Origin of the sequence: Aeromonas sp. R1-2 (genome assembly GCF_040908505.1) — a bacterium.
In the GTDB taxonomy this organism is placed as follows: domain Bacteria; phylum Pseudomonadota; class Gammaproteobacteria; order Enterobacterales; family Aeromonadaceae; genus Aeromonas; species Aeromonas veronii.
Map to the genome: position 1 here is coordinate 23,349 of NZ_JBFODU010000025.1, position 14,889 is coordinate 38,237.

The window sequence follows — 14,889 nt, forward strand, 5'->3', positions numbered from 1 at the left end:
GCATCTGCGTGAGTCATGTGAGTGCAATACGAGCGCAGCGCCGGAGCATGGTTGGGGAAGATATCTGAGTCCCTTCTACAAGATTGAGATATAAAAAGCGGTGTATGACGAGGAGGCTGAACAAGCTGGTTTCAGGGGCGACAGAGCGCAGGTCAACTCAATCCGGTGCGCAGTGATAAAACATCCACGACGATACCGGAACTCTGTTCGTATGCTGATGTCGGTTGCTGTGAGGAGAGGAAGGCTAGTGATCTGTCAGATGGCGCAAGGGTTGGTAATCAGGCAACCCGTATGGTGAGGGCCACACAGCGTGCCGATGCACCCGTTTTTGTAAGATATTAAAAAACCCTCCGATGGAGGGTTTCTGTCATCAACAGCCGGTAAAAGCCGCTTGGCTTAGAACAGGGTGGTGGAAAGGTTGTAAAGCTCCTGATCGAACGGACGCTTCATGTTCTCGATGCAGTCGATGATGTCGTGGTGTACCAGCTCGTTGCGCTGGATACCGACGCAGCGACCACCGTGACCAGCCAGCAGCTGCTCAACAGCGTAAGCCCCCATACGGCTGGACATGATGCGGTCACGGGCAGTCGGGGCGCCGCCACGCTGAATGTGGCCCAGGATGGTGGCGCGGGTTTCACGACCGGTCAGGGCTTCGATGTCTTTAGCCAGTGCGTTCACGTCGGTTACGTGCTCGCAGATGGTGATGATGGCGTGCTTCTTGCCCTTGGCTTCGCCTTCCTTAATCTGCTTGAGCAGCTTCTCTTTGTCGAAGGCCACTTCCGGCACGATCACATACTCGGCACCACCGGCAACGGCAGCAGACATGGCCAGATCGCCACAGTGGCGACCCATGATCTCGACCACGGAGATACGGTGGTGGGAGCTGCAGGTGTCGCGCAGGCGGTCGATGGCGTCAACCACCACGTTCAGGGCAGTATCAAAGCCGATGGTGAAGTCGGTACCGGCGATGTCGTTGTCGATGGTGCCCGGCAGGCCGATGCAGGGGAAACCCTCTTCGGTCAGCTTCTTGGCACCCATGTAGGAGCCGTCACCACCGATGACGACCAGCGCATCGATACCGTGCTTTTTCAGGTTTTCGATCGCTTCGGCGCGCACTGCGGGGTCTTTGAAGGCAGGGAAACGGGCGGAGCCGAGGAAAGTACCACCACGGTTCACCACGTCGGAGACGCTGTGACGCTCCAGCTTGACGATGCGATCCTGGTGCAGACCGAGGTAGCCATCATAAATACCGTAAACTTCCAGGCCATGATGCAAACCGGCGCGAACCACGGCGCGAATGGCTGCGTTCATACCCGGTGCGTCGCCACCACTGGTCAAAACACCAATACGTTTGATTTGTTTGGTCATGAGTGCCTCTGGATCTGAGTTGTCAAATACGAATGTTTAAATAGACAAGCCACTTTTACTATATCGGCTTTCATATGGGATGCGGGGGCCACCATAGGAAAAGCGATACAAGAGAGGGGACGAGCCCCTCTCTTTGCCGTAATCAGCGATTACTTGGCAGCGCCAGCGATGATCTGGGAGAAGTCGTCCACTTTCAGGGACGCACCACCGACCAGGCCACCGTCGATGTCCGGCTGACCGAACAGGTCGGCTGCAGTGGCGCCAGTGACGGAACCGCCGTACAGGATCTGTACTTTGGCAGCAACGGCGGCATCAAAACCGGCCAGGTACTGACGGATGTGAGCGTGAACGGACTGAGCGATCTCCGGAGTGGCAGTCTTGCCAGTACCGATGGCCCATACCGGCTCGTAAGCGATAACGGCGTTGTTGAAGGAGGCGATGCCGCAACGGTCGATAACAGCTTTCAGCTGGGTCTCAACCACGTTCTTGGTCACGCCGGCTTCGAACTGCTCCAGAGTTTCACCGATGCACAGAACCGGGATCAGGCCGCCTTTCTGGATCGCTTCGTACTTGGCAGCAACCACGTCGTCACTCTCTGCGTGCAGGGTACGACGCTCGCTGTGGCCGACCAGAGAGTAGGTGCAACCGAAGGCTTTCAGCATGGAGGGGGCGTTTTCGCCGGTGAAGGCACCAGACTCGTGAACGTCAGCGTTCTGGGCACCGTAGGCAATCTTGCTGCCAGCGGTCAGTTGCTCAACCAGACCCAAAAAGATAACCGGCGGGCAGACGGCGACTTGCACAGAAGGATGAGCGGCAGCAGCCGGGGTCAGTCCTTTGATCAGAGCTTCTACAGAAGCTTTGGTGCCGTTCAGTTTCCAGTTACCCATTACCAGGTGCTGTCTCATCTTGTATATCTCCTAGGCATTTGATTGCGCGACATTATATGAATTGAACCGAGCCCAAGATAGCTGACCCGGCGGCAAATGACGTAATTTTTTTTCGCTTTCCTGATCCAAATCAGGAATGAAACGCTTGATCGCTCATTCGTTAACCTGCCCCCGCAAGCGAGCCCACCATACCCCAATCCATTCGTGGATGGCAGCTTCGGAATACATCAAATAACGCCCTTTGGGCAAATAACTGTAGAGCGGCTGGGGTACCTGGCTCTGCTTGGCGGTGTAATCGGTGGGGGCCGGCACGGCATTGAGTCCCTGACCCTGATAGAGGGCCATGGCGCGTGGCAAATGAGTGGCCGAACTGACCAGCGCCACCTCTTTTCCCTTGAGGTGACGACTGATACTGACCGCCTCATCATGAGTGTCTTTGTTGTTTTCAAACAACGTCATCCGCGAACGGGGAATGCCGAGGCTCTCGGCCATCCGGGCATTGACCTCGGCATTGGAGAGGGTATCCCCCGACACATAGCCGGAGAAAACCAGTTCGGCGTCGGGATAGGCCTGGGCGAGGCGCACCCCTTCGAGAGTCCGTGCCAGCGAGATATTGTTCTGCCAACTGCGCATCGGCACCGCCGGGTCGCTGACATGACCATTGCCGAGCACCACGATGGCGTCGATGTTGGGATGCTGGCTCACCTCGAACGGCGGGAAGGTTTGCTCCAGCCCGCGGGCCAGTTCATAGCTCACCGGCCGCATCCCCATCAGCGCCACAATGAGCAGCGAGAGGGTGGCCAGCAGCTTGCCGGTTTTCTGAAAACGGGTGAACCAGAGTAACAGCAGGGCGACCAGTAGCAGGGAGAGGGAGAAGGGGAGCGGCATCAACAGCTGACCCAGCCACTTTTTAATCACAAACACGGCAGACACTTCCTTGAGTTTTCAGCAAATTCGGGATGTGACAGAATACCTTTCTTTTTTGTGATGGCCACAACCCTGTGGCGCTAATGTTGAGTTTCTCCTTGAAGCACGATCAGAGTTTTGACGGGCGCGCCGACAAGTTCGCCCGCAACATTTACGACTCCACCAAGGGGCGCATCCGCACCACCATTGTCTGGAGCGACATCGAAGCCTGCCTGGCCCGCCTTGGCAACCGACCGCTGCGCATCCTCGATGCGGGGGGCGGTTTTGGCTATTTTGCCCAGAAGCTGGCGGCCATGGGCCATCAGGTGGAGCTGTGCGATCTGTCAGCAGAAATGCTGGAACTGGCCCGCAGCCAGATCGCTGAGAAGGGGCTGGAAGACAAAATCCGTCTCATCCATTGCCCCATTCAGGATCTGAAGCAACACGTGACCGGGACCTTTGATCTGGTGCTCTGCCATGCGGTGCTGGAGTGGCTCGCCGAGCCGCGCCAGACCTTGCTGGGTCTGTTCCCTTTCGTCAATGCCGGGGGCATACTGTCGCTGCTTTTCTACAACCGTCATGGTTTGCTGTTCCAGAGCCTGGTGGTGGGCAATTTTGACTATGTGCGCCTTGGCCTTCGCAAGAAGCGCCAGACAGCGCTTACGCCCACCAACCCCCAGTTGCCGGAGCAGGTCTATGACTGGATTGGTCGCGGGGGGCTGCGCATCATCGGCAAGACCGGGGTGCGGGTGATCCACGACTATATGCGTCACAAGCAGGATCAGGTGGAGAAGTTCGACGATCTGCTGGCCATGGAGCAGCAATATTGCCGTCAGGAGCCTTTTGTCGCCCTTGGTCGCTATATCCATGTGATGGCCCAGAAGCCAGCCGGCTGATTGCTCGCTGTTCACGTCGATGTGAACCATGTTTTCGATGCTACCGGATGTAGCCGCGCGCACGATTTTGCGCCCAATACAACAACGAGATGACAACATCATGATGAGTACATCCCGTACCCTGCCAGAGCGTTCTTTGCCGGAGCTAGTAGGGTGGGTCAGGCAGGAGGGGTTGGCGTTGAGCCTGCCAACCGACCGGCTGGCCTTTCTGATTGCAATCAAGACCCTGTCCGAAGATGAGTCGGACCTGTCGGAAGCGGCGCTGCACGACGCCTTTGGCTATGTCAGCAGCGCCTTCGGCCAGATGGACGAGACCCTCACTGGTCGCGCCAACAATGCCATCAACGATCTCATTCGCCAGCAACTGCTGTCGCGTTTCAACACCGACATGGTGGCGGGGGAGAGCCTCTACCGTCTGTCTCGACTTGGCGTGAGCATCGTCGACTTCTTTATGGATCAGCGTCAGGTTGACTCCATCAAGCTCTCCATTCTGCTAGAACACCTGGCTGCCGAGCTCGACACCGCCCGCAAGGCGGCGCTCGAGACCAACACCCGCGAGCAGTGGGATGCCGAGGTGCTGCCGCGCCTCACCTTCTCGCTGGAAGAGACGCTGGGGCGCATCGATCTCACCCAGCGCGCCATGGATGAGCAGCAGAATCAGGTCAAAAGCGAGATTGCGGCCCTGCTGACCCAGAACTGGGTCGATGCCATTCACAGTTGCGAAAAGCTGCTGCACGAGACCGGCCAGACCCTGCGCGAGCTGCAGGATACCCTGGATGCTGCCGGCCACCGCCTGCAGGCGGGGCTGCTCAACATTCAGGAAGCGGCGCAGGGGCGCGACGATCTGTTTCACGTCGAGGAGCTGACTCATGCCTTGCAGGGGCGCCTTGACGTCATCACCAGCTGGGGTCAGCAGTGCATCGAGCTCTGGTCCCGCTACGATCGCCACGTCCACAAATTTATCCGCAACGCCATCGACATGGACAAGAACCGTGCCTTCAGCCAGCGGCTGCGCGAGTCTATCCGAAACTTCGAGCAGCACAACTGGCAGTTGCGGGTGGCCGAAGAGCCCCGTCTGCTGGAGCTGCGCGACGAAACCATCGCTATCCACGACGAGGAGGTGACCGGTGAGGTGCCCCTCGAGATGGAGTACGTCGAGATGGTGGATATCAACCAGGAGCTGGCCGAGCGGATCGAGCGATATCTGGCCCGCTACCCCGAGCAGGGCCAGCAGTTGGATCTGGCCGATGTGCTGCGCGAATACCTGCTGGATTACCCGGCTCATGCCCACTTCGATGTGGCGCGTCTTCTGATCGACCAGGCCGTGCGCCTGGGCCATGCCAGCGGCGAGCGCGAACTGCATCGCCAACCCGCATGGAAACCCATTAACCAAGCTGGATCCAAGGTTCAGGCCTATGTCATTGATCAATACTGAGTTTCCCTTGCCGCTGCGGCTCGCAGAGGCGATTGCCAACCCCTTGTTTCCGCGCATCGACACCGCCTTGCGCTCCGGTCGCCACATCAGTGCCGACGAGTTCGAGCAGCACTCGGCGCTGGTCGAATATCACAGCGAGCTGGAGATCTTCTACGGCCGCTATCAGGTGGAGCTGATCAAGGCGCCGGAAGGCTTCTTCTACCTGCGTCCGCGCCCGAGCTCCGACATCGGCACCACTGTTCTCTCCGAGCTCGATATGCTGGTGGGCAAGGTGCTCTGTTACCTCTACCTGAGCCCGGATCGTCTGGCTTCGGAAGGAGTATTCGCCATGGCCGAGCTGCAAGAAGAGGTGCTGAGCCTCGCCGACGAGAAGCAGCTGCTGCGGATGGTCAACAGCCGCTCCGGCGGTACCGATCTCGACAAGAAGAAGCTGCTCGAAAAGATCCGTACCTCCATGCGTCGCCTGCGTCGCCTCGGCATGATCACCGCCCTTGGCAACGGGGATAAATTCCGGGTCAACGAATCGGTGTTCCGTTTCGCCGCCGATGTGCGTTCCGATGAAGATCCGCGCGCCGTTCAGCTGCGGATGATCCAGGAGGGTGAAGCCATCTTCCACGACGACGAAATGCCGAGCAGCGACTCGCTCTTTGATGACATCGAGGCGGATCTCGATGAAGAACAACTGGATCTGGAGGTATAACCGGTGCGAGGCAAGTTCAAATCCCTGACCATGGTCAACTGGAACGGCTTCTTTGCCCGGACCTTCGATCTCGACCAGCTGGTCACTACCCTTTCCGGCGGCAACGGCGCGGGCAAGTCCACCACCATGGCGGCCTTTATCGCGGCGCTTATCCCCGACCAGTCACTGCTTCACTTCCGCAACACCACGGAAGCGGGCTCCAGCAGCGCCTCCCGTGACAAGGGGCTCTACGGCAAGCTGCAGCGCGGCCACTGCTATTCCCTGCTGGAAGTGATGAACAGCCGCGAACAGCGGATCTGGGTCGGCGTGCACCTCGAGCAGGTGGCCAACCGCGACAACAAGGTCAACATCACTCCGTTTGCGCTGGTGGATGTGCCGGAGAATCTGGCACCGACCGATCTGCTGCTGGAGAAGCTTGATGGCGGCAAGGGGCGGGTACGCGCCTTTACCGACCTGAAAGGGGCGGCCGCCGAGCTGGGTGCGCTGAAAGTCGCCAAGTTCAATACGGTGACCGACTATCACAACTTCATGTTTGAGTTCGGCATCACCCCGAAGAAGCTGCGTGATCAAAAAGATCGCGGCAAGTTCTACCGCCTGATCGAGGCATCCCTCTACGGCGGCATCTCCTCGTCCATCAGCCGTTCCCTGCGAGAGTACCTGCTGCCGGAGAACTCCGGGGTGCGCAAGGCGTTTGCAGACATGGAGGCGGCCATCTATGAAAACCGCCGCACCCTGGAGGCGATCAAGGAAACCCAGGGTCAGCGAGATCTGTTCAAGAACCTGATCACCGAAACCACCCACTATGTGGCAGCGGACTATGTGCGCAACGCCGCCGAGAAGAGCCGCCTCTCCGAGCTGGCCCTCAAGGCGCGCCAGGAGCTAGCGGATAAACGCCGCATTCTGGCCGAAGAGAAACAGCGCGCCATCTATCTGGCCGACGAGGTGGAGCAGCTCACCAACCGCGAGAAACTGCTGACCGACGAGCTGGAGTCTGCCTCCGAGCATCTGGCCAAGGTGATGGCGGCTGTCAGCTTGCAGAAGAAGATCGAGATGTATCGCGCCGATCTGGCGGATCTCTCTGACAAACTCGAGCAGCAGCAGGCGGTGGTGGAGGAGATCCACGGCCAACTGCTGGAAGTGGAAGAGCGCAAGGAGCTGGCGCAGGCAGAAGTCGACAGCCTCAAGACCCAGCTGGCCGACTACCAGCAGGCGCTCGATATCCAGCAGACCCGCGCCATCCAGTACCGTCAGGCGGTGCAGGCCCTCGATGCTGCCCGCGAGCAGTGCGAGCTGCCGGGGCTGACCGCCGAACAGGCGAGTGACACCCTGCACCAGTTCCGCGCCGCCGAGCAGAGCCTTACCAGCCGGGTGTTGGGGGCCGAGCAGCAATTGGCGCTGGCCAAGGCAGCAGTGGCCGAGCACGAAGCGGCGCTGGCGCTGCTTTTGAGCATCGCCCCCGAGACAGTGCGCGAGGCCGCCTGGCCCACCGCGCAGGCGCTGCTCAAGCGTCACATCGAAGACAAGGCTCGCATTGCTCAGGGGCAGGGGCTGCGCGCCGCGCTGGCTCGCCTCGAGAAAGAGAGTGAAAGCCAGAAGAGTCTCTTCAAGCTGCGTGATGAGCTGCAGCAGGCCTCTGGCCAGCATATCGCCAGCAGCGATGAGCTGGAGATCTTCCTCGAAGCCCAGCGTACCCGTCAGGAGGAGCTCTCCGAGCAGCAGGCGGAGGTGAATCAGCGCCGCGCCAGCCTCGAGCATCAGGGCACCCAGCTGGGTCGCGATATCAGCGATCTCACCAAGCTGGCGCCGCGCTGGCTCAAATCCTTTGAAAAGCTCGAGCAGCTGCGCGAGCAGAGCGGTCTGCCGCTGACTACCGCCGAAGAGCTTTCGGCCGGTATGCAGACAGTGCTCGACAAGGAGCGGGAGTTCGAGCAGGAGAGCAATCGCATCGCGGCGCAGAAACAGGCGCTGGAGCTGCAAATTCGCAACCTGCAGCTGGGGGCCGGCGAGGCGGATCCGCGTCTTGCCCGCATCGCCGAGCAGGTGGGGGGCGTGCTGCTCTCTGATGTCTATGACGACATCTCCATCGACGATGCCCCTTACTACTCCGCGCTCTACGGCCCGGCTCGCAGCGCCCTGGTGGTGCTCGACCTTGAAGGCGCCATCGAGCGGCTGAAAAAGCTGGAAGATTGCCCGGAAGATATCTACCTGATTCAGGGCAACCCCGACTCCTTTGACGAGGATTTGGTGGAAGCTGATGAGCTGGGGGACGCCGTGCTGGTGCGTACCAGCAAGCGTCAGGTGCGCTTCTCCCGCTACCCCGAGCTGCCGCTGTTTGGTCGCGCCGCCCGTGAAAAACGGATCGAGCAGCTCGACCTTGAGCGCGAAGGGCTGATCGAGGGCTACGCCAAGGCCGCTTTCGAGCAGCAGAAGTACCACCGTCTCTACGGTCACTTCCGCGACTTTATCGGTCAGCATCTGGATATCGCCTTCCGCCCCGACCCCGAAGCCGAAGTGCAGGCCAAGCAGGCCGAACTTCGCGCGCTGCAAGGGGCCATCGGCGAGTGCGACAAGCAGCTGAGTGATGCCAAAGCGGCCGCCGCCCAGCTGACTCGCCATATCCAGCTGGTGCAGGGGATGCTGCCCTTTGCCCACCTGTTTGCCGAAGCCGATTTGGCGGCCCGCCTCGAGGCGGCACACGCCGATGTGGAAGCGCTGAAACAGGCCGAAGCCTTTATCGCCAAACACGGCAAGTCGCTGGAAAAGCTGGAAACCATGGTGCAGGTGCTGCGTCAGGATCCGCAGGATCTGGCCGCGCTGCAGGCTGCCTACGATGAGGTGAGCGACCTGCTGGCCGAGCAGAAGCGCCGTTGCTACGCCCTCGATCAGCTGGTGGCCCGTCTGCCGCACTTTGCCTATCAGGATGCGCAAGATCTGCTGGGCAAGGCCTCCGAGATGAGCGAGCGACTCAAAGAGAAGCTTAAAGCTGCGGAGCTGGCGGCCCGCACTGCCGGCGAGCAGCACAAGCAGATTGCCCAGCGCCACACCGAGGCGCTGCAACTGCGCACCGCGCTGAACTCCAGCGTCGAGGCCAAGCGTCAGACCCTGACCGAGTTTGAGCAGGAGCTGGCGGCCATGGGGCTGACCCTCTCTGACGATATGGAAGAGAAGGCGCGCGCCCACAAGAAAGAGATTGAAGAGCTGCTGATCCGCACCCGTTCCCGTCGCACCAGCGCCGAGGCCCAGTTGCAGGTCACCAAGCGCGAGATCGAATCCCTCGGTGGCCGTCTCAAGCTAGAAGGCAAGGATTACTACAGCGCCCGTAAATCCCTGGTGGGTCACAAGGCGAGCTGGTCGCGGGTGGTGCGTCTGGCGCGGGAGACCGACGTCGAGAAGCGCCTCAACAAGCGCGAGCTGGCGTATCTGGACAGCGACGAGCTGCGTTCCATGTCGGACAAGGCCCTCGGCGCCCTGCGGGTGGCGGTGGCCCACGACGAGGCCCTGCGCGATGCGCTGCGTCTCTCCGAGGGCAACCGCAGCACCGAGCAGAAGGTCGCCTTCTACGTGCAGGTCTACCGTTACCTCAAGGATCGCATCCGCAACGACATCATCCGCTCCGATGATCCGGTTGAGGCGATCGAGGAGATGGAGATCGAGCTGGCGCGTCTCGCTGACGAGCTCAAGCAGCGGGAAACCCACCTGTCGCTCTCCTCTCACGAGGTGGCGGCCAAGATCACCAACATCATCCGCCGCGAGCAGAACCGCATCCGGGTGCTCAACCAGGGGCTGCAGAACATCGCCTTCGGTCTGGTGCGCGGAGTGCGCCTCAACGTCAATATCCGCGAGGCCCACACCCGACTGCTGACGGCGCTGGCCGATCAAACCGCCATGCACAACGATCTGTTCGCCGACAAGGAGCTGAGCTTCTCCGAGGCGATGGCCAAGCTGTTCCAGCGCCTGAATCCGCAGATCGAGCAGGGGGATCGCAGCTATCAGGTGATGGGCGATGTGCTGCTCGACTATCGCAACTATCTGGAGCTGGAGATCGAGGTGCAGCGCGGGGCCGATGGCTGGCTGCGTGCCGAGAGCGGCGCGCTCTCCACCGGTGAGGCGATCGGTACCGGTCAGGCCATCCTCTTGATGGTGCTGATCAGCTGGGAGGAGGAGTCCCGCCGTCTGCGCGGCAAGGATATCGCCCCCTGCCGTCTGCTGTTTCTCGACGAAGCGGCCCGTCTGGATGGCAAATCCATCGCCACCCTGTTCGAGCTGTGCGAGCGGCAGGATATGCAGCTGCTTATCGCGGCGCCTGAGAACATCAGCCCCGAGAAGGGCACCACCTACAAGCTCATCCGCAAGGTGCAGGGCAAGCATGAGCACGTGCATGTGGTCGGTCTGCGTGGCTTCGGCTTTGCCGACGACAAGCTGATCGCCTGAGAAGTCTCTGGCCCATCCCGACACGGGATGACCGGTAACTAGTTGAAAGGGAGGCATTTGCCTCCCTTTTTACATGGAAGATATGGCAAAGTAGCCGCACCGTCGCTGCTGCCTGACAACAAGGCGAGTAACATGGTGAGTGCCTTGGAGCTATGGCAAGGTTAGAGCCTGCATGTAAATGTGTAGCCAGCATTATCGGTTGAATCGAAGAGTAAAAAGTGCGCAGAGCGAAAAGAAGAGAGGATAGGGGAAAGGTGCAATATATCCAGAAAGGGCTGCTGTTATCTCTTTGCCTGCTGCTGGCCGCCTGTAGCAGCCGTTATGACGAGAGCCACGGCGGCAGCTGGCGCGGCTATAGCGAGACCGGCTATGCCAGCTATTATGCCGATCGTTATCATGGCAAAAAGACCGCCAGCGGCGAGCGCTATCGCAACAACCTCAATAGCGCCGCCCATATGGAGTTTCCCTTTGGCTCCATGGTGCGGGTGACCAACCTCGCCAACGGCAAGAGCGTAGTGGTCAAGGTCAATGACCGCGGCGCCTTTAAAAGCGGGCGAATTATCGACCTTTCCAAATCCGCCTTCGGCTCCATCGCCAATATTCGCGAAGGTGTTATCAAGGTAAAGGTTGAAGTGCTGTGACCGCTTACGATGTTGCAGAGTCTGGTGGAATATGATGATGGGCTCTGCATGTCGTAATGTCCTTGCTGCAGATGGAGGCGAGAAACATACACAGGGATGAATAAAGCATGACTATGGACATTTTCGCATTTCGCAAACAATGGCGCATGACGAAGGCACGCATGCAAGCCACCTGGTTCTGGCGTGTGTTCGGCGTCCGTGCCATGCAAAAGGGGTGGACCAAGTTTCTGGTGGCGGTAGCCATCATGGCGGGCTTCTGGAGCGTGTTTTTTTACGTTGAATTGCTTAACCCCATCCTGCCGCTGGAACAGTTGACGAAAAATGAGGGAGTGCTTGTGCAGGTTTATAAGCCCCTCCGTACTGCACATGACTCCGCGATCAGGATCCTGACGGACTCGGGAGAGGAAATAGCCTATCGAGGTAGTATCTATAACAAAGCAGCGTTGCTTGCCGCAAAAGGAAAACGGGTCACGGTCTGGAGTCAGCCTTATTACAAATTTTGGTGGCCCTTTTATTTCGAACAGGCGTGGCAGGTGCAGGAAGGTGAGCAGGTCTTGATAAGTTATGAAAATACGTACAAAGGCCTACTGCGTTATAGGCCAAGCGACGAATGGCTGGCCAAGCACTTGTTGATACTGGCCATCCTCTCATTAGCTATTGTGGCTCTGGCTTGCCACAAGGGGGAGACAGCAGAGTAATCGTTATATTTAAATCGGGTAATGCCTCCAATCAGTTGAAATGGCGCCTTTCGATAAAAGCACCAATTACTTTCTCGTGGAGCTCAATGAAACGAGAGAAGCAGATGGTTTTGCGAGCCAATCGCTTGATGCGCGTTCTGAGCGTCAGGTTGTTACGCTCGATACGCTGGGTGAATATCTTCCCGGTCAGGTGTGTCTCACTCGGCATCGCTCTGGCGTAACTCCCCCAGTCATCGCTGGTGATAAAACCAATCTGGAACGGAGAAAGTAGGCTCAGCAAGTGGCGGCATGTCTCATCGTTGCGTGGGCCAAAGGTATATGCCACGACTCGTTTTCTCTTGGTATCAAAGGCATACCAAAGCCAATGTCGATGCTGTTTATTGCCGACATAGGCCCATTGCTCATCAAGTTCACAGATAAGCGCCACGTCATCGAGTACCACCTTTTCGGAGGTTACTTGCCTTGGTGTGAGTTATTTAGGGCGCGTATGACGGTTTTAATGCCAATCTTGAGGACGCGAGCAGTATCACGAACACCTGAGCCGTTGAAGGCCATATCAACAATCTTGTCTTTAACGCCAGGCTTGCGGGCTTCATAGGTGTAGGTGAGCTGAAACACGTGAGGACAGGCGGGGCAGCGATAGCGAGCATGGCCAGAAGGGGTCTTCCCATGACGATATACGTGATCAGAGTTGCAACGAGGACAGTAAACGGTGATGGATGCCATGAAGCCATAAATCTCAAAAGCACCCACCACACCATCTCAACCGTTCGGAGGCATCACCAAAACAAGGTAAAAGGCTCGGCTATTGACTAAGTTGATAGAAGGCGAAGGATAAAACAGCGCCAGTTTGATACGACAACATCGCATGGGACCCGGATCATGGACAGAGCGCAGGGCGCAGCCCCCTTTTCGTTGCAAGTGGATCTAAGGCAGGTGGTGTATGCCTTGTCAGCCTCGCTGGATCTGGTGGGCATTGGCGATGTGGCCCACGGTAAACGGGTCGGGATTATGGCTGCCGAGTGCAGCCGGGAGCTGGGGATGAGTGAGGCCGAACGCTGTCTGCTGTTCGAGCTGGGGGTGCTGCATGATATCGGTGTCTCCTCGACCATCACCCATCACCATCTGGTCAGCGAGTTCGATTGGGAGTCCTCCCAGCGCCACTGCGAGGTGGGATATCAGCTGCTCAAGGATTTCCGTTTGCTGGCTCCACTGGCCCTGCCTATCCGTTATCACCACACCCACTGGCAACTGTTGCGCGAGATGGCCGATGTGGACCCCAATGTAGCCCGTCAGGCCAACCTTATCTTTCTGGTGGATCGCTGCGATGCGTTGGCGGCGCCCTACTATGGTGATGGTTCATTGTTGATGCATACCAACGAGATCCGCGCACGCCTGCAGGATTTCCGTGACGAGTTCTTTGCCCCCGAGCTGGTGGATGCCTTCCTCAAGGCGTCTCGCTCTGAGGCATTCTGGCTGCAGCTGGAAGCCCGCTCCATCAATGATTACATGCTGGAGATGCTGCAGGTGCGGGAGCCTTGCCTGACCTTCAACGGGGAGCTAAAAGCGCTGGCGCAGATCTTCTCCGGCATTGTCGACGCCAAAAGCCCATTCACGATGACGCATTCGCTCGGTGTGAGCAGGTTGTCTCGGGCACTGGCAGAATTGATGGGAGTCAGTGCCATCCATTGTGACATGCTGGAGATCGCCGGTTTGCTGCATGATCTGGGCAAGCTCAGGGTGCCGGACGAGATCCTCGACAAGCCTGCCAGCCTGACGAAAGAGGAGCGGGCCATCATCAATACCCACAGCTTCGAGACTTACCAGATCCTGCGCCACATCGAAGGGTTTGAGGAGATTGCCTGCTGGGCGGCCTATCACCATGAGGAGCCTGACGGTGAGGGCTATCCGTTCCACCTGCCGGCATCCGCCATGGCGCTCGAAGCGCGGATCCTGCGGGTCGCTGATATTTTTCAGGCAATGGTGCAGGACAGACCTTATCGCCGCGGTCTGCCGGCTCGTGACGCATTGACCTTTATGCAGCAACTGGCGGATCAGGGGCGGGTCGATCCTGCGGTGGTGGCGGTGCTGGCCGATCACCTGCCGCAGATGATGATGGCAGCCATTCCGGATCGCGAGCCGGATCATGCCATCAATTGAGGGAGAGGCTGGCCGCTGACTCATACCGCCGCGAGCCAGCTATGCTTGGAACAAGCCGAGCATGGTGCCGGTACCGGCGCACAAGACGCCAGCTTGATGGACTACCGTAGGGGAGCAGATATGGAATCGCTAAAAGCCAAGGATTATATGCAGAGCAGACCCATCACTTTCACTGCCGACATGATGGTGCAAGCTGCGGTCGAGAAATTTCTGAACAGTCATCAGCTCGGTGGCCCGGTGGTGGATGGGCAGGGCCATCTGATTGGCTGGATCTCCGAGCAGGATTGCATCGCAGTGCTGCTTAAGGAGGCCTATCACTGCGAACAGGTGGCGCAGGTCAAGGATGTGATGCGCAAGGAGGTGTTGTCGGTGGGACCCGATACCAGCATTTTGAGCCTGGCGGAGATGATGATGGGGCAAAAGCCGAAGATCTATCCGGTAGTGGAGGAGGGGCGTCTGCTCGGGGTTATCAATCGCCACAACGTCATGCAGGCCATTCATGCCCAGCTCACCACCTGTTTTGTCCATCACACCCACGGTTAACCCTGTTTTTCTCTCTCCCAAGGCAAGCTTCGGCTTGCCTTGGCTATTTCATATGCTGCCATTTATTCATGTTATGCCATCTTACAATGATTGTTCTGTCATGTTTGGGGATTGGCCAATCTCTCTGTCTTCCCATATATAACGCTACGTTATGGCTTGCACCGTTCCCGCTCGCTCTTTAGGATCGCTCCCAGCTTATCGATATGGCCCCTCTGGGCACCTAT

12 protein-coding genes are annotated in these 14,889 nt (G+C 58.6%); 8 read left to right on the top strand and 4 right to left on the bottom strand.

Annotation, left to right across the window (positions count from 1 at the left end):
• Nucleotides 1-396: 396 nt before the first annotated feature.
• From pfkA to elyC, 3 genes are all read right to left on the bottom strand, one after another.
• Nucleotides 397-1,368: a 6-phosphofructokinase gene (pfkA, locus tag AB5Y76_RS09820; protein WP_005336840.1), complete on the bottom strand. Its 972-nt coding sequence runs from the start codon at nt 1,366-1,368 to the stop codon at nt 397-399.
• A gap of 149 nt (nt 1,369-1,517) precedes the next feature.
• Nucleotides 1,518-2,273: a triose-phosphate isomerase gene (tpiA, locus tag AB5Y76_RS09825; protein WP_120414341.1), complete on the bottom strand. Its 756-nt coding sequence runs from the start codon at nt 2,271-2,273 to the stop codon at nt 1,518-1,520.
• 135 nt (nt 2,274-2,408) lie between these two features.
• Nucleotides 2,409-3,179, bottom strand: coding sequence for an envelope biogenesis factor ElyC (gene elyC, locus AB5Y76_RS09830; RefSeq protein ID WP_167572688.1), 771 nt, complete (start codon nt 3,177-3,179; stop codon nt 2,409-2,411).
• A 101-nt stretch (nt 3,180-3,280) separates the two neighbouring features.
• Here elyC and cmoM point away from each other — a divergent pair, with 101 nt between their 5' ends.
• The 6 genes from cmoM (at nt 3,281) to AB5Y76_RS09860 (ending at nt 11,962) form a co-directional block, all read left to right on the top strand.
• Nucleotides 3,281-4,057 carry a tRNA uridine 5-oxyacetic acid(34) methyltransferase CmoM gene (gene cmoM / locus AB5Y76_RS09835; RefSeq protein ID WP_263717733.1) on the top strand — a complete coding sequence of 259 codons (777 nt, stop codon included), beginning with the start codon at nt 3,281-3,283 and terminating at the stop codon, nt 4,055-4,057.
• Nucleotides 4,058-4,157: 100 nt separating this feature from the next.
• On the top strand, nt 4,158-5,492 hold the full coding sequence (gene mukF, locus AB5Y76_RS09840; protein WP_005345760.1) for a chromosome partition protein MukF: 1,335 nt from the start codon (nt 4,158-4,160) through the stop codon (nt 5,490-5,492).
• Nucleotides 5,473-6,192, top strand: a complete 720-nt coding sequence (gene mukE / locus AB5Y76_RS09845) for a chromosome partition protein MukE (protein ID WP_005345759.1) — start codon at nt 5,473-5,475, stop codon at nt 6,190-6,192. Before mukF ends, mukE begins: the two co-directional genes overlap by 20 nt.
• Before the next feature lie 3 nt (nt 6,193-6,195).
• Nucleotides 6,196-10,623, top strand: a complete 4,428-nt coding sequence (gene mukB, locus AB5Y76_RS09850; protein ID WP_263717732.1) for a chromosome partition protein MukB — start codon at nt 6,196-6,198, stop codon at nt 10,621-10,623.
• Between the two features lie 254 nt (nt 10,624-10,877).
• On the top strand, nt 10,878-11,264 hold the full coding sequence (locus AB5Y76_RS09855) for a septal ring lytic transglycosylase RlpA family protein (RefSeq protein ID WP_263717731.1): 387 nt from the start codon (nt 10,878-10,880) through the stop codon (nt 11,262-11,264).
• Nucleotides 11,265-11,371: 107 nt separating this feature from the next.
• The gene (locus AB5Y76_RS09860; RefSeq protein ID WP_263717730.1) at nt 11,372-11,962 is read left to right on the top strand and encodes a hypothetical protein; all 591 of its coding nucleotides are present in this window, start codon (nt 11,372-11,374) and stop codon (nt 11,960-11,962) included.
• A 31-nt stretch (nt 11,963-11,993) separates the two neighbouring features.
• Here AB5Y76_RS09860 and AB5Y76_RS09865 read toward each other — a convergent pair.
• A protein-coding gene (locus tag AB5Y76_RS09865; RefSeq protein ID WP_263717775.1) for an IS1 family transposase occupies nt 11,994-12,688 on the bottom strand; the annotation gives its coding sequence in 2 pieces (ribosomal slippage) (nt 11,994-12,436 and nt 12,436-12,688; 696 coding nt in all).
• A 156-nt stretch (nt 12,689-12,844) separates the two neighbouring features.
• Here AB5Y76_RS09865 and AB5Y76_RS09870 point away from each other — a divergent pair.
• Nucleotides 12,845-14,122 (top strand): HD-GYP domain-containing protein, encoded by a 1,278-nt coding sequence (locus tag AB5Y76_RS09870; protein ID WP_263717729.1) that lies wholly within the window; start codon nt 12,845-12,847, stop codon nt 14,120-14,122.
• 120 nt (nt 14,123-14,242) lie between these two features.
• Nucleotides 14,243-14,665: a CBS domain-containing protein gene (locus AB5Y76_RS09875; protein ID WP_005333273.1), complete on the top strand. Its 423-nt coding sequence runs from the start codon at nt 14,243-14,245 to the stop codon at nt 14,663-14,665.
• Nucleotides 14,666-14,889 lie beyond the last annotated feature (224 nt).